This window comes from Pantoea sp. SGAir0175 (assembly GCF_043547855.1).
The window spans coordinates 78,325-100,725 of sequence record NZ_CP028082.1; the positions used below are offsets into that span (position 1 = coordinate 78,325).

Consider the following 22,401-nt stretch of genomic DNA (forward strand, 5'->3'; position numbering starts at 1 on the left):
TTATCCCCTTAAGCCTGAACCATTGGGCCTGGATTTTTCAGGTAAATCGTTTTGATTGCGTTAGCTGAAAATAGCGTGGTTGCGCCGACGATTCCCGTGGGGTTGTATGCATGGTTTTGTGGGAAGCAACTGGCACCGGCCACGAACACGTTGGACACGTCCCAACACTGCAGATATTTATTCACCACGCTGGTCGCCGGGCTGTCACCCATTATGGCGCCACCGGTGGTATGGGTAGATTGATAAGGACGAACATCGTAATGCGTAGATAAGTTTTTGAAGCCCATGTCGTAAGAATCTGGCCCGATAGCCTTAATGATATTTTCCGTTTTGCCTGCCATGAACTGGGTCATTTTGAGTTCATTCTGCTGCCAGTCAAACGTCATTCTTAATAAAGGCAGCCCATAACCATCGGTATAGGTCGGGTCAAGATCAAGATAACATTGCTTATAAGGCATGACAGATGAACTGACGCCAATGCTCATATTATGCAGGTAGCTATCCCTGATTGCTTTTTTCCAGCCGCTGCCCCATTTAGGCGCATTTTTAGGCGTGACAGTTTGTTCAATAGGCCGGGCGCCGGTAACATGCGCAGAGACCATACTGCCACCAATAAAGCCTGCAGCAGAGTGATCGAAGTTTTCACTGTTGTAATTATCAATATAGGCGCCTGACGCACCGGTGGCGGCAAAATGGTTAAAGTAGGTCTCTTTATTGAAGAACAGTTTTGCGCCGCCTAACATTTGATAGGCATAATTCCTGCCAACCACGCCTTCGCCTGTCTCGGGATTATAAGGCTTACCGATTTTGGATAGCAAAAGCAGCCGGACATTATGCAACTGGAAGGCGCTGAGGATAACCATCGCTGCGGGTTGTTCGACTTCACTGCCATTTTCATCAATATAGGTTACGCCAGTGGCCAGTTTACCCGTGTTGTCTTTATTGACGCGAAGCACATGTGATTTACAGCGTAATTCAAAGTTATCGTATTGCTTAAGGGCGGGGATAACGCTGGTTTGTGGCGACGCTTTAGAATAGTTATAGCAACCGAATTTCTCACAAAAACCACAATAGTTACAGACGCCGAGCGCAACGCCGTACGGGTTGGTATATGCCCCAGTGCAGATGGCGGCGGGACCCGGGAAGGGATTGTAGCCCAGTTCTTTCGTGGTTTTTTCAAACAGCATGGCAGAATACTGGTAAAGCAACGGTTTGGTCGGGAAAGGATTCGCGCGTTGCGCTTCGAAGGGGTTGCCACCTTCGATGATATTGCCATTCAGGTTCCCGGCCTGGCCTGAAGCACCACAAATTTTCTCAAACTTATCAAAATAGGGTTCTATTTCACTGTAGCTGAAAGGATAGTCCTGCAGCGTCATACCCTCAGGAATAAAACTGGCACCATATTTTTCAGTCACCACGGTTTTCAGTCGGAGATCCGCTTCCAGTGGCCGCCACAGTAGACCATTCCAGTGTACGCCAGCGCCGCCCACGCCGTCGCCGGGTAAAAAAGAACCCATGCGGCGATAAGGTAAAGCGGTATCTTTAGTGGTATGCCTTACCGTCACGCTCTCTTTGGATATGTTCTGAAAAAGTTTTAGCCTGACACCATATGTCAGCTCATCAATGATACGGGGATAGGCAAAGTCAGGGTAAGTATCTCGCTGTTCTCCCCGTTCAAGCGCAACAATTTTTAATCCGGTTGAGGCTAATTCCATCGCCATCAACGAACCAGCCCAGCCAAAGCCAACAATAACTACATCTACAGGTTCTTTTTTAATCGTCATTTTTTTGCACCATACTTGCCAGAAATACTCACAGGGCCTAAAGGATAAGGTTTATCGGGGTTCTCCATAACCTGAATAAAGTCCGCGCGCGCGCCCGGGAAACCAATTAATTTCCAGGATGCCATGGTTTGATTACCGCCATGCACCGGATCGGCTAAATAACCTTCTTTAGTGTTCTGTAGTAACTGAGAGAAAAATAACTTGCCGGGAATAGTATCAAGCACGATTTTTCCCGACTCCAGATCGTGTAAAATCGCTTCCTGTTTTTCTTTGCTTAAATCTGCGAAGTTATTCTGGAACTTTTCACGGCAGTATTTGTTCAGGTTGATAATTCCCCGGCGGTAAATTTCCCGTGGCACCAGATTAGTCTGGTATCCCATCTCAGGAATCGATTCCTGAAATGGCGGGCTCATATACCACAGGTAACCATAGCCATAAGGCAATTCCATTTGCTTATCGATGTAAACGGGCACGCCTTCACTCACCGCACCGGGGCCGAATTCGTCTTCAGGAATCAGCAGGTCCGTTGCGGATAAAATAAATCGCCATTCGTCATTATTAAAAAATACCGGAACGTAGTGATAGGTCTCACTTTTTTCTTTAGCCGGAGCTGCAGAAGCCATCGCGCTCACTGCTGTGGTGCCTGCAAGCGCGGTGAAGGGGATAACAGAAAGGGTTTTCTGCAGAAATGACCTTCTGGATGTTTTGATTGGTTGCTCTTTTGATTTCATTCAAATGATTCCTGAGTACAAAGACATGGCGCTTTGCACTACTTGCTTTTGCCCACCCCCTTTCTTTCCCAGGGGAATAATAAATAACCTCAACTAATTGTTTTTCTGTATTCAATCCTCTGGCCATGCGGCAGCCCGATCTCTCGGGGATCGATGCATGCTGTAAGCAGTCTTACTGGATAGTCGTTGCGATTTTACATGGTGAAACAGTGTTGTACCATATGAAACAAAGTCATTTTCTCACCCTATTTGTAACGAAGATATACATGCGTGGTGGGCAAATTGTTATGAATTGGTCGCTTTCATTAACATCCGCTACCGGCAAAACGTCCAGCGGACATCAGGCAGCACGGCAGCGGCAGGGGACGGCAGTCCATTTCTGGCATAAAAAAATGCCCGCAGAGCGGGCATAACAAAAAACTACAGGAAAAATTCTCGTCGCAACGCTTGAGCTGTGTGTTGCGTCACTATAGTAGCAACGAAAATTCGCCCCTGCTGACAATGTTCGATGAGTTAATTTTGTTGCCGGGATTCACAGCGCACGTTTCCGTCGCCATTTCTCCCGTTCGCGGTGAGCTATCTCCGCTGTCCATGTTAACCCGTCCAGCGCGACTGGCGGATAATCCGGCAAAAATTCATCGGGCGAAATGCCGGTTGCTTATCAGCAATGATATCAGCTTTCACGTTGCCGAAAGTCGTCGCCGGTTTGTGTTGAATGCCTTCATAAAATGCCTGGATAATTTCTTCTTTAAACTGTGCCGGACGGGGATGCTGCTGCACCACGGCTTCACGTTGCTCATCGCTGAAGTGATCATAGTCAATACCCAGCACATCCATCTCAACGCCGGCCGTCACCAGGGCGATTTCCCCGGCCATAAATTGCGGAATGCCGGGCGTCGTGTGCAGGGCAATCGCCGTCCACACTTTATCAATATCCGCCTGGGCAACCCCGTGATGTTGCAGAAAATCGCGCGCCGCATTGGCGCCATCGACTTCAAAGCGCTTATCGCAGCTGCAATGCTGTTGCGTCAGGCCCACATCATGAAACATGCAGCCAACGTAAAGCAGCTCGGCATCCACTTTGACCCCCAGTCGCTGACCTGCCAAAGCGCCCCAGTAAAAAACGCGGCTGGAGTGATGAAATAACAGATCCGATTCGATGTCACGTACCAGCGCGGTAGCATCGCGCGCCATTTTGCTGTCTGGAATACGAATGCCGTTAATCGTAAAACTCATGGTGATGTCTCCGCTTAGTGAAGTTGCGTTCAGCATAAAGCCGCGCGACAATGTCATGAATCTCTGTTTAACGATGATTTCAGACATTGCGATTTAAGCGGACAGCCAGATAATGACTCACCATCTCATTACCCTTTTGGCCGTTCCCGGCGCCCAGTTGCTGGATATTTCCGGGCCGCTGGATGTGTTTGCCGAGGCAAATCGGCTGCTGCATCGTCAGGTGTATCAGCTCAGCGTGATGTCGCTGCAGCACACCAGCATCCGCTGCTCGTCTGGTGTCCGGCTGGAAGCCGACGTTGCGCTAACTGCGGCGACACAGCATCGCGCCGATACCTTTCTGGTTGCCGGAGCACCTGACGCCAGCCAGATGCAGCTTTCCGCCAGTGAGCGCCAGCAGATTACCGCGCTCTGTCAGCGCAGCCAGCGTTACGGCTCGGTGTGTACGGGGGCGCTGCTGCTGGCGCAAACGGGTTTGCTGAACGGCAGGAAAGTCACTACTCACTGGGCGTGTGCGGAACGGCTGGCATTACTGCTACCCGATGCGCAGGTCGAAGCCGATGCGCTGTATGTGGCGGATGGTGCATTACGCACGGCAGCGGGGGTGACGTCCGGACTGGATCTGGCGCTGCGGCTGGTGGAAGAGGATCTCGGGCGCGAGCTGGCGCAGGAGGTGGCCGCCAGCCTGGTGATGTTCTTCCAGCGCCCGGTCACACAGGGACATTTTGTGCGTAAACAGCAGGTGTCACTGGCCGGACGCAGCGCCTTTCAGGAGATGCAGCGTTGGGCAATCGCGCATCTGGCACAGATTCGCGGGCTGGATGACCTGGCGGCGCACATGCACCTCAGTACGCGGCATTTAGCGCGTCTGTTTCAGCAGGAGATGCAGATCCAGCCTGGCGCATGGCTGGAGCAGGCACGCATCAGCCACGCGCGGGCTTTGCTGGATGCCGGTGAGCTGCCGCTCAAAGCGATCCCGGCGGCCTGCGGCTATCACAGTGCCGATGTGATGCGCCGCGCGTTTGTCAAAGTAACCGGCATGACGCCGTCGCTGTATCGCAAAATGTTCCCGCCGCCGCGCTGAGTCTGCACCACTGTCTGTATTCTCGCCCGGCTGCGCCATCCAGCCGCTTATTCCAGCGTGTTGCTTTCCAGCTTATGCGTTGCAGTCCCGCGCGTTGACCACCAGCAGAGCAGCGAACCGAGGCAAACCATCGCCGTGCCTTGCCAGAAGGAGAAGGTCAGGCTGGAGTTAAGGATAAAAGCGGCTATCAGCGATGAAATGATAGGGATAAAGTAGGAGGCTGCGGCTAACAGCGTGACATTGCCGTGCAGAATGCCGACATTCCACGCCGCATAGCCGAGCCCCATCGCCATCGCTGCCAGCGCCAGGCTGATGCACGCCTGTAGCGAAAACACCACGGGCGGCTGCGGTGATAGCAGCGATTTCAGCCACAGCGTCAGCGCAGTTAACATGAAAAATAGCGTGATGCCATTACTGCCTTTAGCGCTATTTTTTGTCACCACACAATAAACCGCCCAAATCATCGCACCGCCAAATGCCAGACCATAACTGAGCGGATTATCCATCACGTTGTCGATCATTTCGCCCAGTGAAAATCCCCGATCGCCGCTCAGTACCCGACAAATACCGGCGACGGCCAGCAGAAGGCCGGGAATAATCAACGGGCTGGTCTTTTGCCGGTTAACCATCACCGTTAAAACGATGGTCATCGCCGGCCACAGGTAATTAACCATGCCGACTTCAATCGCCTGATGGCCGCTATGAGTAAAACCCAGCGACAGCGACAGGCAGAGCTCATAGCAGACAAACAGCAGGCTGCCGATCAGCAAATAGCGACGGGGAAACTGGCGCAGGTCAGGAAAACCCACGGTGAGCAGCAACAGCAGGGCGCTGGCGCTGTAAATCAGCGCGGCACCGGTTACCGGACCAAAACTTTCACTGACGCTTTTTATTAATCCTACAATCGTGCTCCACAGCACAATGGCCAGCAGACCAGTCAGGGTAGCTTTACTCTGCGGCATTACCCGTTACCTCAATGTGTGAAAAATCGCGGCGTGCTCGCCAGTGTGGCTGCTGGCGGGGACGCAGACAAGATGAATCTGCAGGTTACCAATGTGACTGGCCAGAAAGCGCACCCGCCTGCAGGCAAAAATTTGAAAAAATATCCTGATTAAAATCAGTGTAATAGAGTAATGATGTAAATCTTCGCAAAAAATATCTTGCTATTAAATAGCGCGCTATATAAATTCAGTCTCAGTTCAGAACACGACCATTGAGTCATCATCATTTAAATAGCGTGCGATATAATCGCAAAAAACATTAAAGGAGTAACACCATGAAATTACAACACTCTCTGCTTGCCATGGCGATGGCTACTGCGTCGGTAAATAGCTTTGCTGACGCACCACAACCTGAACGTCACGTGCAACAGTTTTTACAGGCGCTGAACAGCAGCGGCGGCAAACCGATTGAGCAACTGTCACCGCAGGCGGCGCGTCAGGTCCTGATTGATGCGCAGAAGGGCGTAACGCTGCCGCCGGCCGATGTCACTGAAAAAACCATTCAGGTAAACGGCCAGCCCATTAAGCTGAATATCGTAAAACCGCAGGGCGCACAGGGTACGCTGCCGGTATTTATGTTCTTCCACGGCGGCGGCTGGATCCTCGGTGATTTCCCGACCCACGAACGTCTGGTGCGCGATCTGGTGGTGGAATCTGGCGCTGCGGCTGTGTTTGTGAACTATACGCCGTCACCCGAAGCGCATTATCCGCTGGCCATCAATCAGGCTTATGCGGCGACACGCTGGGTGGCGGAACACGGTAGTGAAATTGGTGTCGATGGCAAGCGCCTGGCGCTGGTTGGTAACAGCGTCGGCGGTAACATGGTGGCGGCGGTCGCGCTGCAGGCTAAACAGCAGCAAACGCCTGCGATTCGTTATGACATCATGCTGTGGCCGGTAACCGATGCGCGCTTTGATACCGCTTCGTATCACCAGTTTGCCAACGGATATTTCCTGTCGCGTAACATGATGAAATGGTTCTGGGACGCCTACACCACCAAACAGAGCGAGCGCGGCAATATTCTCGCTTCGCCGCTGCGCGCCACAAAAGAGCAGCTGCAGGGCTTACCGCCAACGCTGATTCAGACGGCAGAACTGGATGTGCTGCGTGATGAGGGTGAAGCCTTTGGTCGCAAACTGGATGCCGCCGGTGTGGATGTCACCGTGACGCGCTATAACGGTCTGATTCATGACTACGGCCTGCTCAATCCGCTGAGCGAGGTGCCGGCGGTACGCACTGCGATTCGCCAGGCGGCGGAAGAGCTGAAAACCCATCTGCAGTAAGCTTCAGGCCAGGCGCGGTGGCGTCTGGCCCGTTCATTTATTCTCGCGTCACTTCCACTTCATCTCACCGGTATTCACCTTCGCGCTCAGCTCCAGCGAGCTGACATCCGCTAAGGTTGGCCATGCCTGTTTCATCGCCTGAATCACCGCCGCGGAGCCTTTGTGCTGTTGCAGCGCCCGCTCAAAACTTTGCAGATAATCCAGCGTAAAGGTGACCGCCTTATCGCCTGCCGGACGCGCACCCAGATAGTGGCCGGGGATCACCACCTGCGGCTTCAACTGCTGCATTTCTCGCAATACCTGACGCCACTCTGCGCGGCTGGCTGCGTTCTGGGTGTCCGCGGTCCAGACGTGAATGCCGGAATCCACCACTGTGCCACCGAGTATTGCCTTACTGGAGGGAATCCACACGTAGGCTGATTTTTCTGCCGCGTGGCGCAGCTCGATGCGCTCACCATCGACGCTAAACCGCGTCTGGTGGGTAATCTGTGGCACATACAGCTGGTGCGGCGCAGCGCCGTTCATCTGCGGTCCCCAGTACTGCAGCTTGGCATCTTTGGTCGCTTCGATATGTTCCACTACCAGCGGCGAGGCGACAATTTTGGCCTGCGGAAACGCCTGCACCAGCGGCTCAAGACCGAAGTAGAAATCCGGATCGCCCGAGGTGATCACGATGTGGGTCAACTGCTTGCCGCGCGCTTTAATCAGTTCCACCAGCTTCTCGCCATCTTTGGGGCTGAACTGCGCATCAAACAGAATCGCCTCATGCGGACCGGAGACCAGCGTCGACGAGACCGGAAAAATTCCCTGTTCCTGTGGGTTATACACGTCCAACTGCAACGGGGCGGCAAAAACCGGCGCGGCGGCTAAGGTGACCAGCAGCGCGAGTGATTTCATCTTCATGGCATCTTCCTTTTTACGGCAACGTGCCGTCACTGAAAGACGCTATTGTAAGCAAATCGCCAGCTGGCAGAATTCCCGCAATCAGATATGATCAGTTGCATAAAACGATCAGATGGAGCCTGCATGGACAGAGTGACGGCAGCGCGGGTGTTTAACCGGATTTGTGAGCTGGGAAGCCTGAGCGCGGCGGCGCGCGCGCTGGATATTTCGCGCCCGATGGTCAGTCGCTATCTTGATGAAATGGAGAAGTGGGCGGGCGCACGCCTGCTGCACCGTTCTTCACGGCGGCTGACCATTACTCCGGCGGGTGAGCAGATTTTGCATAAGACACGCGCGCTGGCCCGGCTTGCCGATGAGATAGAGCAGCAGGGCGATGAGGGCAAACCGCAGGGCACGTTGCGCGTGGCCTGTGCACATTCAACCGCCACACACATTCTTGGACCGATGATTCCGGCGTTCCTCGCGCGTTACCCGGCGGTGCGTATTGAGCTGGAGATCAATAATCAGCCGGTCAGCCTGGTGGGTGAGCGCATCGATGTGGCTATTCGCATTACCGACGATCCGGAGCCCGGCGCGATTGCCCGCAGGCTGGGTGAATGTGCCTCGGTAGTCTGCGCCGCGCCGGCCTATTTAACGCAGCGGGGCGAACCGCAGACGCCAGCGGATCTGGCACAACATAATTGCCTGCACTACAGCCGCTTCGCCGGGCAGCGCTGGCAGTTTCACGATGCGCAAGGCGAGGCGGTTTCCGTGGTGGTGAGCGGCAATTTCAGCGCCGGTATTTCATCCGTGTTATGTGATGCCGCTATCGCCGGCTGTGGGGTTGCCATGGTGCCGGCAATGGAGGCACAGGCTGCGCTGACCAGCGGTCAGTTACGTTGCGTACTGCCCGGTTTTCAACCGCGCACCTTAGGCATTTATGGCCTGTATATGTCGCGCGAACGCCAGCCTGCGGTATTACGGGTATTTCTGGATGCGGTGATGCAGCAGTTGCAAAACCTCTGAATCATCACTGTGACAACGTCACTGGTGCCTGTCACGCGCTGTATGCGTTACGTAACACCGTTTCGACATACTGAACCGTGGCGTTAAGCGACAAATCCACCGCACAACTGCTACTATGCGCCGCGCCGCGGCAGTTGAGCAGCGCGCCGGGTTCCACTTTCACTCATTTTTACCTGCTTAACGGCATGGGGTAGCACCGTAATGTTTCACGATTTAGGCATCATCAATCTCTGGACTTTCCTGGCGGGCGCGCTGGTGATCATTCTATTACCCGGACCCAACAGCCTGTATGTGCTGCGCACCGGGATGAGTCGTGGGGCAAAGCCGGCCTGTCAGGCGATAGCCGGGGTGATGGCGGGCGATTTAATTTTGATTTTCCTCGCCTGGGCGGGCGTCGCGACGCTGATCCGTACCAGTCCGCATATTTTTATGGTGGTGCGTTATCTTGGTGCCATGTTCCTGCTGTATCTCGGCGTGAAGATTATCATCGGCGCGCTGCGCAAACGCAGCGGCGATCAACCGGCTGAAGCGGTAAAACAGGAAAACTATTTCCTGCGTGCGCTGCTGCTTGGCGTAACCAATCCCAAGGCGATTCTGTTTTACGTTTCGTTCTTCATTCAGTTTATCGATCCGCGCGTCACCCATACCGCGCCGGCGTTTGCCACCCTGGGTGCGCTGATTCAGGTGATCAGTTTCAGCTACTATTCACTGTTGCTGGTGGCTGGCGCGGTGATGGTGCGCTATCTGCGCAGCCGCACCCGCCTGGTCAAGCTGGCGAACATGCTGACCGGCATGCTGTTTTTTGGCTTCGCCGTGCGGTTAGTCAGCGCGCAAAGCTAACCCTTCTGACGCACGCCACGGCAGCAACTCCGCCTCCGCTGGCTGCACCCTAAAATGGCAACGCGATGATGCAGCGATGTGCACAGCTTGTGCGCATTGCCTGCATCGGTATGACTGCCGCATCCATAAGTATTCCATCTTGTATCCCAGACCGTATCCTATCTGGCCCGGCGCATAACGGCCGCGCACTTCACGCTATTCTGGCACGCAAACTGCACTCCTCCCGGTAGCCAATTAACCCGGGAGAACGATCATGTTTGATGCACTGCTGGATGAAGATGCCACCCAGCTGGCGGCGCGGGTGCGCGACGGCGAGGTTTCCGCGCGCGAGTTAACCCAGGCGACGCTGGATCGCCTGGAACAGCGGGAGCCGCTGATTCAGGCGTTTTGTACCCTGACGCCGGAGCGGGCGCTGGCACAGGCAGAGCAGATCGACCGCCGTCGTGCGCGCGGCGAGCCGCTGGGCGCACTGGCGGGTGTGCCGCTGGCGGTAAAAGATTTGATCTGTACCGCCGGTGTGCGAACCACGTCAGGATCGGCCGCCTACGCCGATTTTATTCCCGAAGAAGATGACATCACCGTTGAGCGCCTGCTGGCGGCGGATGCCATCCTGCTGGGCAAGACCACCGCGCCGGAATTTGGCTACAGCGGTGTCGGCCATAATCCCCTGTTTCCCTCACCGCGTAATCCCTGGGATGTGAGCAAAACGCCGGGCGGATCGAGCGCGGGATCCGGCGCGGCGCTGGCGGCGCGGCTGTGTCCGATTGCGCTCGGCAGTGATGGCGGAGGATCGGTACGTATCCCGGCGGCCCACTGCGGTGTCTATGGACTCAAGGCCTCGATGGGGCGGGTACCGCTCTGGCCGGGCTGCCGCGATGAGCGTTATCCTGGCGTTTCCAGCTGGGAATCGCTTGAACATATCGGTCCGATGACGCGTAGCGTGCGCGACAGCGCGCTGATGATGTCGGTGATGGCCGGTCCGGACATGCGCGACCGGCACTCTATCCCGTGCAGCGATGTTGACTGGCTGGGCAGCCTGCATCGGCCACTGCAGGGGGTGCGTATCGCTTTCAGCGCCGACTTTGGCTATATCGCCGTCGATGCGGAAGTGCGCGCCGTGGTCACCGCGGCCGCGCGTCGTCTCGCTGCGGCGCTGGGCGCAGAGCTGGAGGAGGTGGATCCCGGCATCGCTGACGAAAGCGCCAGCTTTGCTGCGCTGGTGGCGTTCGAAAGCGATCTGAGCGGCATGCGCCAGATGCAGAGCGAGCTGGGTGCTGCGATGTCACCGCACCTGAGTGCCATGCTGCAGCGCGACTGGCGCGCGGAGCATTTCACCGACGCCAATACCACGCGCAAAAAGCTCTGCAACCAGCTGTGGCGCTTTATGCAGCGCTACGACCTGCTGCTGTCACCTACGCTGGCGGTGCCGCCGTTTGCGCTGCACATGCAGGGCCCGGAAGTCATTGATGGCCGCATGGTGCGCAGCGATCACTGGCTGTCGTTCTGCTTCCCGTTCAATTTTACCGGTCAGCCTGCCGCCTCGGTGCCTGCCGGCTTCACGGCCAGTGGTCTGCCGATCGGTATGCAAATTGTGGGTCGTCATCTGGACGATGGCCTGGTGCTGGCGGCCAGTGCCGCTTTTGAGCGCATCCAACCATGGAATCATCACTATCCTGCTGCTATTGGAGTTCTCCATGAGTAACAAATCTTCCCCTGCGCTGGAGCAGGAGTTCGAGCATGAGCCGGTGCCGCTTAGCCATCGCCACTCGACGGGTTCGGTGTCGGCGGTGTGGTTTGGCTTTCCGATGATCCTCACCAATGCGCTGTTCGGCGGCATTATCACCTGGCATCTCGGCTTCTGGCCGGCACTGCTGGCGATTTTGCTGGGTAACCTGGTGCTGTTTGCCTATGTCGGTGCACTTAGCTGGTTCGCCGGGCATACCGGTATGAACTTCGCGCTGCAGGCGAAGCGGACCTTCGGCACCAAAGGCTATATCCTGGTGTCCGGCTTTCTTTCTACCGTGGTGATAGGCTGGTACGCCTTCCAGACCGGCCTGACCGGGACGGTGATCAACCAGACTTTTGGCTGGAACGCGCTGGCGGTCACCGCGTTTGCCATGGTGCTGTATACCGGCGTCACCTTTCTTGGGGTGCGGGCGCTGTCGGTGCTGGGAATGATTGCCGCTCCGCTGTTTGTGGTGCTGGGGCTGGTTGCGCTGTGGCTGGTGAGCAAGGATCATGATTTCACCACGCTGACCCAGTGGCAGGGCAGTCCGGCAGCCGCTGGTGCCATGAGCATGGGCACGGCGGTTACCATGGTGATTGCCGGCTTTGCGGATTCCGGCACCATGACAGCGGATTTCACCCGCTGGTCGAAGGACGGCAAATCAGCGGTGATCGCCGCGTTTTCCGCGTTTCCGCTGGCGAATGTGATTTCCTATCTGTTTGGCGTGGTGATTGTCGCCGTCGGCGCGGCGGTCGATCCGCTCAGTAACGGCGGTAACTTCCTGCCGCTGCTGATGGGGCACGGCATGCTGCTCTCCGTCATTGCCTTTCTGTTTGTGTTCATCAACCTCGGTTCGGTGTGCACGCACTGCCTGTATAACGGCGCGGTCGGTTTCAGCCATCTGTTCAGCAGCAAAATGCGCCTGTGGACGCTGATCCTCGGTGCCATCGGTGGCGTGCTGGCGCTGGCCGGCGTGTGGTCCTGGTTCCTCGAATGGCTCAGCCTGCTCGGCATGGTGGTGCCGCCGTTTGGCGCAGTGATGATTGTTGATTTGATCTTTATGGCAAAAATCAGCGAAAAGCGTCAAACCCGCCGCCTGCGCGGCAGCGCGTTCGCCGCCTGGGCCATCGGCAGCCTGTGTGCGGTGATGGCCCACCTTGAATTCCCGCAGTTTGGTGAAGCGGTCATTGGTCTGGTGGCAGCGGCAGTGAGCTACACGCTGATTGTGAAATGGAAACCGGAAAGCAGCGCGGCGGTAATGGAGAAAAGCAATGCCTGATTATATCGTTGATTCAACGCCTTATCCGTGGCCTTTTGACGGCAACTGCACGGTACAAAACACCGCGCTGCTGGTGATTGATATGCAAACCGACTTCTGCGGTAAGGGCGGTTATGTTGATACTATGGGTTACGACATCTCCCTGACACGCGCCCCCATCAAACCGCTGCAGCAGGTGTTAGCGCGCATGCGCGACTCCGGCTTCCCGATCATCCATACCCGTGAAGGCCATCGTCCGGACCTGAGCGATCTACCGGCCAACAAGCGCTGGCGATCGCGGCGGATGCAGGCGGAGATTGGTGCAGCAGGGCCCTGTGGCCGCATTCTGGTGCGCGGTGAGCCAGGCTGGGAAATCATTCCCGAGCTGGCGCCGCTACCGGATGAAGTGATTATTGATAAACCCGGCAAAGGCTCCTTTTACGCCACCGACCTTGAGCTGATTCTGCACAGTCGCGGTATCCGCAACTTAATCATCAGCGGCATCACTACCGACGTTTGCGTGCATACCACACTGCGCGAAGCCAACGATCGCGGCTTTGAATGTCTGGTGCTGAGCGACTGCTGCGCGGCGACGGAGTTGAAACATCACGAGGCGGCGCTCAGCATGATCCACATGCAGGGCGGTATTTTTGGCGCAGTGGCGGACTCGGCAACGCTGCTGGCCGCGCTGAACAGCCCGGCAGCGGCGCGGGTGAGCTAATCCGGCAACGGACGCGAACGGCGGGCTGGCCTGGCGTTGAGGTGCCGGGCCAGCCAGAACCGAACACCAACCCTGAACGGGCGTGATAATGCAGTCTGACCGGCCTCCGCCGGTCGTGGCCAACCTCAGCCGACGTTGCCGGCAATCGTCAGATAGTCGGTATACATTTGCGGTGCGCCGGAGAACGAGGCCATGGTGCGCCATTCATCATACATACGCTCGCTCTCCTGATGGTTTTTCACAAACGTCAGCGATTTTTCGGTTGAGACGTCCATCGCCGGATGGAAGCTGTTGAGCGAGTCGAGACTTTCGATCACCAGCATCACTGCATATTGCTCACTTCGATTGCCGCCGGTGCCCTTCAGCATGTGAAACTTCCAGCCGGGATAGTCATCAATGCGCGCGACGTTCTCCATCATAAAGCGATCAAAGTCGGCAGCCGTCACGCCAGCACGTAGTGCCAGATGATGAAAACCGACCACGCGTGCCACCGCAGGTTGAGCATCGGGCTGAAAGTTCGGGCCGGGCGGCAGTGAACTGTGGCGGTTTTCTGCCAGCAGCGAGAAGGTGGAGAACAGCGTTGGTAACTCCCCGTAGGTGGCAAAGTTTTTCCACTCCTCAAGCAGCGCGCACGCCTCGGGCCGTTGTTGCCAGAAGGCGATGGCCTCGGCCGTGAGTTCGCCAGCCGGTGTGATATAGCGGTCATAGTCTGCCTGGCTGGGAGCCTGATACAGCATCAGGTATTGTTCCTGGCGTTCGCCGCGCAGGCCTTTTAACAGCGACCATTGCCAGCCCGGATAAGCAGGAATCTGCGTGCCGCGCGCCTTGAGAAAGGCTTCGAAGGTCGCGGCATTAACGCCTTTCTTCAGATTGAGCCCGACGTAGTGCAGGCTGAACACCGGTTGCGTTGAGGTTGTCATAGAAACTCCTTGTGAATATGACGGGGCAGAGGCGCTACTTCGCTGTCAGAGCGAAACGCGCCGCGAAAGTCACCAGCAGCAACATCACGATGCCGGCGCTGAGCGTGGTGGTCAGGGACGTGAGCTGGGCGCTAAAGCCAATCAGCGCCGGGCCCAGCAGTAGCCCGGAGTAACCGCACAGCGTGACGGCCGGTATGGCGTAATGCGCGGCGACAGTGCGCTGGTTACCCGCCGCGTTGAATAAAATCGGCACGATATTGGCCAGACCGATACCCACCAGCACAAAGCCGAGCAGGGCGCTCCACAGCCAGACGGAGAAAATCGCTAATGCCAGCCCCCCGCTGGCGACGAGACCGCCCCAGGTGAGCACGCGGCGACTGCCATAGTGATTAATCAGCCGATCGCCAAACAGGCGCAGCGTAGCGACAGCCGTGGCGTACAGCGTGAAGCTGAAACCGGCCAGCTGCATCGACATGGCGCGTTCACTGTTCATAAACACCGCTGACCAGTCGAGCATGGCGCCTTCGGTGAGGAACAGCAGGAAACACAGCAGGGCAATCAGCACCACGTTACGGTGCGTCAGGGCGCGCAGCGTACCGCGCGTTGGTTTTGCATCCGTGCGGCGACGGGGCAACAGGGCGGTATGGCTCATCAGCAGCAGCAATAAAATCAACGCACACAGCGGCAGCAGCGCCAGCAGGGGCGCAACCTGCAGCCACAGCAGCAGACTCACCGCGCCGGCGCCAGCAATGCTGCCAAGACTGTAAAAGCCGTGAAAGCCCGACATCTTGCTGACCCCGGCCTCGCGCTCCACGATCACCGCCTGATAATTCATGCTGACATCCATCAGTCCGTTGATCGCGCCGAAGAGCAACAGCGCGCCCGCCATCGGCAGCGGTGCGTTCAGCAGCATCAGCAGCGGCAGATCCAGGGCCAGTCCCGCACCGCACAGCAGCAGCAGCGTGCGACAGCCAAAATGGGCAATCAGCGCGCCGGTAAAGGGCATAACTGACATGGAGCCTGCGGCGATACAGAACAGCAGCAGCCCCAGCATGCCGTCATTGATCGCCAGTTGCGCTTTGGCGAAGGGAATAAGCGGCGCCCAGGCGGCCATGCCCAGTCCGGCGATAAAAAATAGCGTGCGCGTCGCGCGCTGCTGGCGCAGGTTAAGCAGATTACTGTTCATCATCACATCCCGGTGTAGTACGGCGTTTCATTGCCTGGCCTTATCCATGGTCGGGCTACAGGTACACTGCAGCCTGTGCAGAGGCCCATAAAAACGTAATTAATATTTAACAGTAACAAGACTTGTCCTGGAAATGACGTAGCGTGTTCAGGTGGCTGTAATCAGTAGATTTTATTTATTGCATACACGGAAGGCACTTTAAAAAAGCGCGATGTGGGAGGGGAACGGTAATGACGGATAAATTCAACGATGACAATATTATTTTAATGCGCTGTAATATATAGAAATTAACCTGAGGTGATACAAGCATTGCGCGCACTGTGTAGCGGTGAAACTTATTGCGCGATAAATCGCACCGCTATCCACCAGGTTGAATTACCTGCACGTTGCTTAACTGAACAGCAGCGTTAATGTCATTAACCGGCAATTAAGAGTATAAATATAGTTAATGATTGCTCAGCACATTTAACAACCTGCAACCGTCAGCGCCAGGTCTCTTCACTTACTCATCCAGCTGTAAATAGCAGACACGCAGGCGGTGCCCGTCCGGGTCCAGCGCGGTAAAGGTGTAGCCAAAGTCCATGCGCACCGGTGACTGAATGATGGTGATTTCGCGCAGCACGCCCCATTCGTGATAAAGAAAATCGACATCGTCTTTGCGCGCGGTTTTAAAAACAATTTCGCTACGCGCTGTACTGGCGGGCAGGGAGAGTGCGGGTTCAACGGTATACTGCGACCAGATACCCAGTTTAAAGCCGCTCTCAAACACAAACATGGCAAAGGTTGGGCTGAGTTCTGCGGGTTTGATGTCGAACAGCGCGGCATAAAAGTCAGCACTTTTCACGACGTTGGGCACATAAATAATGGTCATGTTAGCGGTAAGCATGGTGATCTCCTTGTGTGTTTACCGCTGCATAGTAGGGGGAGGCTGTGACAGATTTTGTCAGGAGTCGATGGGTTAACTGATAATTTTCAGATCGGCTTTACGGTGCTTTTTCTGTTCCTGATAGAAATTCTCATGGGGTCCGATATCCAGCAGATACAGTTCCAGTTTATTTTCCACCCAGCTATAACCCAACAGCGTCAGGCGGTTATTCAGCTGAAATTTGTGCACGCGTAAAAAGTTTAAGTCACCTCTCTTGAGCTCACCGATTTCAGGCGCATCAACAATCCTGTCGATCTCATCCTCGACGATGGCACGCTGTGTATCGGGCAATTTATCGAGCGTTTTTTCAAAGCGGCGTGTTTGATAAACCTCGATGCTATTTTGTGGTTTTGGATCGGGGTGTTCGGCGGACATACGGCGAAACCTTCTGATTATCGACTTCAGCCTGGGCGATCAATACTTCAGCGATGAAGCTATACGGTAAGTCCGGATTATCCTCAGCAATCCGGCCGATCTTCGCCCAATGCTCAATCTGCTTTGGAATGCTGCGGCTGGCGGCTTCAGCGTGAATTTTTACGTCGCTCACGAAGTCATCGTCTAAACGAATACTTGTGGCCATGAATATTACCTCGCGGATGAAAGCGGTGATGGACTGACTGTTGTAATGTTGAGTTGCGATTACTGCTGCACGCGGCTAAGTATGCGACATTTTGTCGCTTATGGCAACTTTATGTCGCTAGCGTGTCGCGCTGTCCGCCGGGTGACGCAAATGGTGATAATCCCGCCAGCGTTTCAGCAACTGATGACGCGTGCCGGGATAGAGTTCGCTGGTGACGCTGATCGCGTCAATGCGGTCGACGCGGAAATTGCGGAACTCCTGGCGCAGTTCGCACCAGCCGCACAGCAGGCGCACGCGATCAAAGTAGCCAATCACCACCGGCCAGATGGTGCGCGTGGAGAGGTTATCCTGCAGATCTTTGTAGCGCAGGCTGATCTTGCTGCGCTGATGGATCGCCTGGCGAATCTGCGGCAGATGGGTTTCGAATAATGCTTCGCCCTGGGAGGCGATCAGCAGCGACTGGTGATCGATACTCTGCGTAAGATGGGGCGGAATCACAGCCTGGACTTTGGCCAGCGCATGGCGCGCGGCGGACTTAAGCTCTTCGTCGGTGTGTCGGGTGACCCAGTTGAGCCCGAGCACCAGCGCATCAATCTCCTGACGGGAAAACATCAGCGGCGGCAAATGGCCGTCGGATTTCAGTAAATAACCAACGCCCGCACTGCCCTCAATCTCTACGCCCTGCTGCTGCAAACTAAGAATGTCACGATAGACGGTGCGCACGCTGATGTGCAGCTGTTCGGCGAGACGCTGCGCGGTCAGCGGATAGCGATGACAGCGCAGCAATTGCAGCAGTTCAGGAAGCCGCTGAGTTTTAGACATGATACGCCAGCCTTAAGCGAAGAACGCGCGCCGACAGGATTCAGGCGCGCAACAGTTGGCTTAATGTAGCCAAATCCGCCGTGCTTTGCAGCTCGCTGATAGCCAGTAACTGCTGCTGGCGCGCCGGCACTTCATGGCGCAGCGCCTGACGCAGTTTGGCCGCCACATCTACGCCATCCGCCAGCGACTGCTGCCGCGTGCGGCGCTGCTGCAGCTGACGACCCTCTTTCAGCGTCAGCGTGACGAGATGAAAACGCCGCGCCGGGTTGAGCGCATCGGGCGGCGCGGACGCATCCGGCGTGCGACGCACTTTGGCCGCCAGCGGCATCACCGCCGGATTGAGTGCACCTTCGGCAAAATCTTCCAGCCGTAAATCGTCGTACATCAGCATGGCGGCGATCACGTACTCCAGGCTAAAGCGTGCTTCGATGCCGTTAGCCGGCACGCGAACTGCCGCCGCGATGTCACCACCCGGCGGGAAGGCGACCGTGATGTCATCAATATTTTCCAGCAGCGAGTCCAGCGAGTGGCCTTCCGCCAGCCAGGCGCGCCGCAGCAGACGTGCCGCTTCGGCAGCGCTGTGAGTTCCGGCGCAGGTGGGGAAGGGTTTGAACTCCAGACCGGGGGTACTGATGCGCCACGGCGCGCCCCAGTTTTCCACCAGCCGTTGCGGCTGCGCCTCGCCGTTACTGCTGGCGGCGAGAAACGCGTCGAGCACGCCTTCATGCCGGCCATCGAATTTCGCCAGCGTCAGCTGCGCCGCCATCACCGCACGCTCTGCCGCCAGTCCGGCGTGCAGCGGCTTCACCGCTGAACCAAACTGAGCGCGCAGTCCGCTGGCCTGGGTCGCCGCGATGCCGATCAGCGTGGCGCAGTCGGTTGCATTAAGCTGCAGCAGACGTGCCAGCGCGGCCGCCGCCGCCAGCGTGCCCAGCGTGGCCGTGTTGTGATAACCCAGCGCATAGTGCTGCTGGCTGGCGGCCAGTCCCAGCCGGCCAGCCACTTCCACGCCGATGACATAGGCATCAAGGAACGCTTCGGCAGTGGCGGGCTGCTGCTGCTGCCAGGCAAATAGCGCGGGCAGAATCGCCACGCTGGGATGGCCGCGAAAATCGGCATGGAAATCATCGTAATCCAGCGCATGCCCGGCATAGCCCAGCAGTAACGCCTGTGAGCGTACGCTGCCGTCGCCATAAACCTGTCGCAGCGCCGGTAAGCCGCTGTCCGGCACCTGCTGCTGTAACACCGGCCAGCTCACAGCGAGAAAATCCTGCACGCCAGTGCGCGCGGCATCACGTGCCGCCGCATCCGGCTGGCTTTGCAGGATGCGCTCAGCCAGCGCGAGGCTCAGGTTCATGCCTGCTCCAGACTGCGCAGCGCCGCCACGGCGAGCTGCGCGAGGTAGCGTGAGGTGGGCAGTAACACCGCATCATTGATGCGAAAAGCCGGATGGTGCAGCGCATAAGGTTCACCAGTGCCGATCATCACAAAGGCACCGGGCAGCTGTTGCTGATAAAAAGCAAAATCTTCGCCGATCGGGCTGGCTTCCACCACGCGCGCCTCAAGTCCGCTGGCGGTGGCCTGCTGCAGAGCAAAATCCGCCCAGTGCGCATCATTCACCACCGCAGGCGGACCGGCGTGCCAGTTAAACTCAACCTCTGCGGCAAAAGCCGCACCAAGGCCAAGCACGATTTCGCGGAAGCGCTGCTCCAGTCGCTCACGCGTGGACTGAGAGAAGGTGCGCACCGTGCCTTCCAGCCAGGCGCTGTCCGGAATGACGTTCCAGGTGCTGCCGCTGTGCAGCTGGGTGATCGACACCACCGCGTTGTCAGCGGAGGGGGCGTTACGGCTAATCAGCGTTTGCGCCGCGGAGACAATCTGCGCCGCGATAACGATCGGATCGTTGCCCTGATGCGGTTTGGCGGCATGGCTGCCGGTGCCGGTGATGCGGATATCGAAGCGATCCACCGCCGCGGTCAGCGCGCCGGCTTTGCTGCCCACCACGCCAGGCGGCAGCGACGGATCGTTATGAATGCCGAAAATCGCCACCGCCTCCTGCAGCGCGCCGGTGGCGATGACATCCGGCGCGCCCTGGCCGGTCTCTTCGGCGGCCTGGAACAGAATCCGCACGCGGCCGGGCAGCGTTGCCTCCTGCTGCTTAAGCAGAATCGCCGCGCCGAGTGCAGCGGAAGCGTGAAAATCGTGGCCGCAGGCATGCATCACGCCGGGACGCTCCGAACGAAAAGCGACGTCCGACTGCTCTTCAATCGGCAGCGCATCAATATCCGAACGCAGCACAATCAGCGGTCCCTGTGCCGGACCGACCTCTGCCACCAGACCGGTTTTCAGTGGCAAATCAACGATGCGAATCTGGTGCTGTTCCAGCTGCTGGCGCAGGCGGGCGGTAGTTTCAAACTCCTGATTAGAGAGTTCCGGAAAACGATGCAGTTCGTGGCGAAAGGCGATCAGCTGCTCGCCCAGCGCTGTTTCATTCAGTTGGCTCATGCCTGGCTTCCTTGTGATGCCGCCTGGCGCGTCAGCCAGGCATCGTGCGCGGTTTCATCCAGCACTTTTTTCATATATTGCGTGATGTGGCCTTTGCCGAGATCGGTGGTGTGCATGAGCACAAATCCGCGCTTGCGATACATATCAATCAGCCAAGGATGGCTGATGGCGGTACCGAGCGAAACTGCCGGTGCGCGTAACTGGCCGCGTAAAATTTCCTGCTCCAGGCGATCCTGAACCTGGCGGCCAAACTGCTGCCCCGCATAGTCCGGGTGAGCACCAAACCAGCCGATATGCGGCAGGCCGAACGGACCCGGCAGCGGGCCCCATGGATAACGCACGGTGACCGAGGAGACCATCACGCCCTGGGCATACAGCGCATACACGCCGTGGCTTTGCAGATGCCGCAGCGTTTTCTCGCGGTCAGCGGTGGCCGCATCAAATTTGATCCCCAGCGCCAGCGTGGGCGCATAGGCGGCATGCATCAGCGCCTGATAAGTGTCCACTTCGTCTTCTGTGACCTGACGAAACTCAAGTGTCATAGCTATCCCCGGAAAACCGCCCGGTGGGCGATAAAGAAAGAAGGCTCAGAGTAGCAGTAAAGCGCTGACGGCCTATATGTGAAATACGGATAAGCTAATGCAAATTTGTGAAAATGAAATGGCGGCTTTTTCATTGCACAAATCGCCATTTACCGTAGTATGCATAAAATACATAGCGCTATAACTATTTCGCATTAATCCTCTGAAATATAACAATTTTGTTATGGCGTTTTTCCTAGTCAGGGTGACAACGTGTTAGCGATTAAATCTCCGCGTGCCTACGCACACGAACCGGGACTGCGTGCGCGCACCGGTGAATTCATTAAACCTTATGCTACGCATATCCGTATTTTCACCTCTCCACGCGCCTGGCAGGCGGTTAATCCGCAATTAACGCAAAGTCTGGAAACCTGTGGTATTCGCTGGGCAATCGAGTATTTACACGGCGAATGCACCGACGCGGCCATTGATACGCTGAAAAGCAATCTGCAACAGCAGCAGGCTGAACTGCTGCTGGCAATTGGCGGCGGGCGCGTACTGGATGCGGCTAAAGCGGTCGGCAGCCAGTTACCGGAAATCACCGTCGTCAATTTCGCCACCGTCGCGGCGACCTGTGCCGCCTGGTCGCCGGTGGCGATTATTTATGACGCGCAGGGCGGCCACGTGCGCAGCCAGCCGCTGGGCAAAATGCCTGAACTGGTGCTGGTAGACAGCGAAGTGATTGCGCAAAGTGATGTGCGTTACCTCAAAGCGGGCATTGTCGACGCGCTGGCTAAATACTACGAGTTCTATCCTTATCTGCGGCACAACCCCCACGATCTCGCCCTCGATCTTAAAGTGATGACCGCGCAGCGCGCGCTGGATGTCTATCGCCAGCACGGTGCCGCCGCCGTGCTGGCCAACCAGCAACAGCAGGTGACGCCGGAACTGGAGAAGGTGATCGATGCCAGCATTGTGCTGGCCGGCCTGGCCAACAGCGTGCGTGATGTGCTGCCAACGCCAGGCTTTGCCCACGCAATTCATAACCGTCTGACCCATCAGCCGGAGCTGCACCACTGGCTGCACGGTGAAAAAGTCGGTTACAGCCTGCTGGTGCAGTCGCTGATTGAGCACGACGGTGAGCCGGACGCCGCGCTGCTGGCGCTGCTGCGACAGTATGATATGCCGCTAACCTTAGCGCCGCTGCACGGCGATCGTCGCGCAGCCATCAGAAGCATTGCTGAACAGATCAAATTCCCGGCGGCCAGCGCCGAACGTCTGCCGTTCCGCATCAGCGCGGATGCCTTAGAGCAGGCGCTGCTGGCGACCGAGAACGCCTTTTAATTGTTATTGACCCTTTTATTGACCAGGAA

The 22,401-nt window shown here is 56.8% G+C and carries 23 protein-coding genes; 8 read left to right on the forward strand and 15 right to left on the reverse strand.

Features of this window, described 5'->3' with window-relative positions; genetic code table 11:
* Positions 1-8 precede the first annotated feature (8 nt).
* From C1N56_RS19720 to C1N56_RS19730, 3 genes are all read right to left on the reverse strand, one after another.
* Positions 9-1,784 (reverse strand): GMC family oxidoreductase, encoded by a 1,776-nt coding sequence (locus tag C1N56_RS19720; protein ID WP_394517628.1) that lies wholly within the window; start codon positions 1,782-1,784, stop codon positions 9-11.
* Positions 1,781-2,515 (reverse strand): gluconate 2-dehydrogenase subunit 3 family protein, encoded by a 735-nt coding sequence (locus C1N56_RS19725; RefSeq protein ID WP_283342349.1) that lies wholly within the window; start codon positions 2,513-2,515, stop codon positions 1,781-1,783. Before C1N56_RS19725 ends, C1N56_RS19720 begins: the two co-directional genes overlap by 4 nt.
* A 594-nt stretch (positions 2,516-3,109) precedes the next feature.
* Positions 3,110-3,751, reverse strand: coding sequence for an HD domain-containing protein (locus C1N56_RS19730; RefSeq protein ID WP_394517629.1), 642 nt, complete (start codon positions 3,749-3,751; stop codon positions 3,110-3,112).
* 112 nt (positions 3,752-3,863) lie between these two features.
* Here C1N56_RS19730 and C1N56_RS19735 point away from each other — a divergent pair, with 112 nt between their 5' ends.
* A complete protein-coding gene (locus C1N56_RS19735) occupies positions 3,864-4,832 on the forward strand; it encodes a GlxA family transcriptional regulator (protein ID WP_238562102.1) in 969 nt (322 codons plus the stop codon).
* 47 nt (positions 4,833-4,879) lie between these two features.
* Here C1N56_RS19735 and yddG read toward each other — a convergent pair whose 3' ends face one another.
* The gene (yddG, locus tag C1N56_RS19740; protein WP_238562101.1) at positions 4,880-5,794 is read right to left on the reverse strand and encodes an aromatic amino acid DMT transporter YddG; all 915 of its coding nucleotides are present in this window, start codon (positions 5,792-5,794) and stop codon (positions 4,880-4,882) included.
* Positions 5,795-6,135: 341 nt separating this feature from the next.
* Here yddG and C1N56_RS19745 point away from each other — a divergent pair, with 341 nt between their 5' ends.
* On the forward strand, positions 6,136-7,116 hold the full coding sequence (locus C1N56_RS19745) for an alpha/beta hydrolase (protein ID WP_375140412.1): 981 nt from the start codon (positions 6,136-6,138) through the stop codon (positions 7,114-7,116).
* Positions 7,117-7,164: 48 nt separating this feature from the next.
* Here C1N56_RS19745 and C1N56_RS19750 read toward each other — a convergent pair whose 3' ends face one another.
* Complete coding sequence (locus tag C1N56_RS19750; RefSeq protein ID WP_238562100.1) at positions 7,165-8,019, reverse strand: Vmh family MBL fold metallo-hydrolase; 855 nt, start codon at positions 8,017-8,019, stop codon at positions 7,165-7,167.
* Positions 8,020-8,142: 123 nt separating this feature from the next.
* On the opposite strand from C1N56_RS19750, the gene C1N56_RS19755 reads away from it, so the two are divergent.
* Entirely contained in the window at positions 8,143-9,024 is an 882-nt protein-coding gene (locus C1N56_RS19755; protein WP_159377662.1) for a LysR family transcriptional regulator, read from the forward strand.
* A gap of 31 nt (positions 9,025-9,055) precedes the next feature.
* On the opposite strand, the gene C1N56_RS19760 is transcribed toward C1N56_RS19755, so the two are convergent.
* Complete coding sequence (locus C1N56_RS19760) at positions 9,056-9,187, reverse strand: hypothetical protein (RefSeq protein WP_260467644.1); 132 nt, start codon at positions 9,185-9,187, stop codon at positions 9,056-9,058.
* A gap of 38 nt (positions 9,188-9,225) precedes the next feature.
* Here C1N56_RS19760 and leuE point away from each other — a divergent pair, with 38 nt between their 5' ends.
* The 4 genes from leuE (at position 9,226) to C1N56_RS19780 (ending at position 13,569) form a co-directional block, all read left to right on the forward strand.
* Positions 9,226-9,864, forward strand: a complete 639-nt coding sequence (gene leuE, locus C1N56_RS19765) for a leucine efflux protein LeuE (RefSeq protein ID WP_058770263.1) — start codon at positions 9,226-9,228, stop codon at positions 9,862-9,864.
* A 253-nt stretch (positions 9,865-10,117) separates the two neighbouring features.
* Positions 10,118-11,566, forward strand: a complete 1,449-nt coding sequence (locus C1N56_RS19770) for an amidase (RefSeq protein ID WP_238562098.1) — start codon at positions 10,118-10,120, stop codon at positions 11,564-11,566.
* Entirely contained in the window at positions 11,559-12,869 is a 1,311-nt protein-coding gene (locus C1N56_RS19775; RefSeq protein WP_238562097.1) for a purine-cytosine permease family protein, read from the forward strand. Before C1N56_RS19770 ends, C1N56_RS19775 begins: the two co-directional genes overlap by 8 nt.
* Entirely contained in the window at positions 12,862-13,569 is a 708-nt protein-coding gene (locus C1N56_RS19780; protein ID WP_215481253.1) for a biuret amidohydrolase, read from the forward strand. Before C1N56_RS19775 ends, C1N56_RS19780 begins: the two co-directional genes overlap by 8 nt.
* Before the next feature lie 125 nt (positions 13,570-13,694).
* On the opposite strand, the gene C1N56_RS19785 is transcribed toward C1N56_RS19780, so the two are convergent.
* The 9 genes from C1N56_RS19785 to C1N56_RS19825 all read right to left on the reverse strand — a co-directional run bounded on the left by C1N56_RS19785 (position 13,695) and on the right by C1N56_RS19825 (position 21,049).
* Positions 13,695-14,489 carry a hypothetical protein gene (locus C1N56_RS19785; RefSeq protein WP_238562096.1) on the reverse strand — a complete coding sequence of 265 codons (795 nt, stop codon included), beginning with the start codon at positions 14,487-14,489 and terminating at the stop codon, positions 13,695-13,697.
* Between the two features lie 34 nt (positions 14,490-14,523).
* Entirely contained in the window at positions 14,524-15,678 is a 1,155-nt protein-coding gene (locus tag C1N56_RS19790; protein ID WP_238562095.1) for an MFS transporter, read from the reverse strand.
* 499 nt (positions 15,679-16,177) lie between these two features.
* Positions 16,178-16,561, reverse strand: a complete 384-nt coding sequence (locus C1N56_RS19795) for a VOC family protein (RefSeq protein WP_159377666.1) — start codon at positions 16,559-16,561, stop codon at positions 16,178-16,180.
* A gap of 72 nt (positions 16,562-16,633) precedes the next feature.
* Positions 16,634-16,975, reverse strand: a complete 342-nt coding sequence (locus tag C1N56_RS19800; protein WP_021313439.1) for a type II toxin-antitoxin system RelE/ParE family toxin — start codon at positions 16,973-16,975, stop codon at positions 16,634-16,636.
* Entirely contained in the window at positions 16,938-17,180 is a 243-nt protein-coding gene (locus tag C1N56_RS19805) for a ParD-like family protein (protein WP_071813632.1), read from the reverse strand. Before C1N56_RS19805 ends, C1N56_RS19800 begins: the two co-directional genes overlap by 38 nt.
* Before the next feature lie 117 nt (positions 17,181-17,297).
* Positions 17,298-18,002, reverse strand: a complete 705-nt coding sequence (locus C1N56_RS19810) for a helix-turn-helix transcriptional regulator (protein WP_394517630.1) — start codon at positions 18,000-18,002, stop codon at positions 17,298-17,300.
* Positions 18,003-18,042: 40 nt separating this feature from the next.
* Positions 18,043-19,359: an MmgE/PrpD family protein gene (locus tag C1N56_RS19815; protein WP_348879343.1), complete on the reverse strand. Its 1,317-nt coding sequence runs from the start codon at positions 19,357-19,359 to the stop codon at positions 18,043-18,045.
* Positions 19,356-20,507, reverse strand: coding sequence for an amidohydrolase (locus C1N56_RS19820; protein ID WP_058775941.1), 1,152 nt, complete (start codon positions 20,505-20,507; stop codon positions 19,356-19,358). Before C1N56_RS19820 ends, C1N56_RS19815 begins: the two co-directional genes overlap by 4 nt.
* Positions 20,504-21,049, reverse strand: a complete 546-nt coding sequence (locus C1N56_RS19825) for a GNAT family N-acetyltransferase (RefSeq protein ID WP_021509027.1) — start codon at positions 21,047-21,049, stop codon at positions 20,504-20,506. Before C1N56_RS19825 ends, C1N56_RS19820 begins: the two co-directional genes overlap by 4 nt.
* Before the next feature lie 252 nt (positions 21,050-21,301).
* Here C1N56_RS19825 and C1N56_RS19830 point away from each other — a divergent pair, with 252 nt between their 5' ends.
* Positions 21,302-22,372, forward strand: a complete 1,071-nt coding sequence (locus tag C1N56_RS19830; protein WP_394517631.1) for an iron-containing alcohol dehydrogenase family protein — start codon at positions 21,302-21,304, stop codon at positions 22,370-22,372.
* Positions 22,373-22,401: the final 29 nt, after the last annotated feature.

Bases quoted from the DNA above. Each gene is read 5' to 3' on its own strand.
- C1N56_RS19730 (WP_394517629.1), bottom strand. From the start codon at position 3,751: ATGAGTTTTACGATTAACGGCATTCGTATTCCAGACAGCAAAATGGCG.
- yddG (WP_238562101.1), bottom strand. From the start codon at position 5,794: ATGCCGCAGAGTAAAGCTACCCTGACTGGTCTGCTGGCCATTGTGCTG.
- C1N56_RS19805 (WP_071813632.1), bottom strand. From the start codon at position 17,180: ATGGCCACAAGTATTCGTTTAGACGATGACTTCGTGAGCGACGTAAAA.
- C1N56_RS19795 (WP_159377666.1), bottom strand. From the start codon at position 16,561: ATGCTTACCGCTAACATGACCATTATTTATGTGCCCAACGTCGTGAAA.
- C1N56_RS19790 (WP_238562095.1), bottom strand. From the start codon at position 15,678: ATGATGAACAGTAATCTGCTTAACCTGCGCCAGCAGCGCGCGACGCGC.
- C1N56_RS19755 (WP_159377662.1), top strand. From the start codon at position 8,143: ATGGACAGAGTGACGGCAGCGCGGGTGTTTAACCGGATTTGTGAGCTG.
- C1N56_RS19745 (WP_375140412.1), top strand. From the start codon at position 6,136: ATGGCGATGGCTACTGCGTCGGTAAATAGCTTTGCTGACGCACCACAA.
- C1N56_RS19780 (WP_215481253.1), top strand. From the start codon at position 12,862: ATGCCTGATTATATCGTTGATTCAACGCCTTATCCGTGGCCTTTTGAC.
- C1N56_RS19735 (WP_238562102.1), top strand. From the start codon at position 3,864: ATGACTCACCATCTCATTACCCTTTTGGCCGTTCCCGGCGCCCAGTTG.
- C1N56_RS19750 (WP_238562100.1), bottom strand. From the start codon at position 8,019: ATGAAGATGAAATCACTCGCGCTGCTGGTCACCTTAGCCGCCGCGCCG.
- leuE (WP_058770263.1), top strand. From the start codon at position 9,226: ATGTTTCACGATTTAGGCATCATCAATCTCTGGACTTTCCTGGCGGGC.
- C1N56_RS19775 (WP_238562097.1), top strand. From the start codon at position 11,559: ATGAGTAACAAATCTTCCCCTGCGCTGGAGCAGGAGTTCGAGCATGAG.
- C1N56_RS19825 (WP_021509027.1), bottom strand. From the start codon at position 21,049: ATGACACTTGAGTTTCGTCAGGTCACAGAAGACGAAGTGGACACTTAT.
- C1N56_RS19720 (WP_394517628.1), bottom strand. From the start codon at position 1,784: ATGACGATTAAAAAAGAACCTGTAGATGTAGTTATTGTTGGCTTTGGC.
- C1N56_RS19810 (WP_394517630.1), bottom strand. From the start codon at position 18,002: ATGTCTAAAACTCAGCGGCTTCCTGAACTGCTGCAATTGCTGCGCTGT.
- C1N56_RS19815 (WP_348879343.1), bottom strand. From the start codon at position 19,359: ATGAACCTGAGCCTCGCGCTGGCTGAGCGCATCCTGCAAAGCCAGCCG.
- C1N56_RS19725 (WP_283342349.1), bottom strand. From the start codon at position 2,515: ATGAAATCAAAAGAGCAACCAATCAAAACATCCAGAAGGTCATTTCTG.
- C1N56_RS19800 (WP_021313439.1), bottom strand. From the start codon at position 16,975: ATGTCCGCCGAACACCCCGATCCAAAACCACAAAATAGCATCGAGGTT.
- C1N56_RS19770 (WP_238562098.1), top strand. From the start codon at position 10,118: ATGTTTGATGCACTGCTGGATGAAGATGCCACCCAGCTGGCGGCGCGG.
- C1N56_RS19820 (WP_058775941.1), bottom strand. From the start codon at position 20,507: ATGAGCCAACTGAATGAAACAGCGCTGGGCGAGCAGCTGATCGCCTTT.
- C1N56_RS19785 (WP_238562096.1), bottom strand. From the start codon at position 14,489: ATGACAACCTCAACGCAACCGGTGTTCAGCCTGCACTACGTCGGGCTC.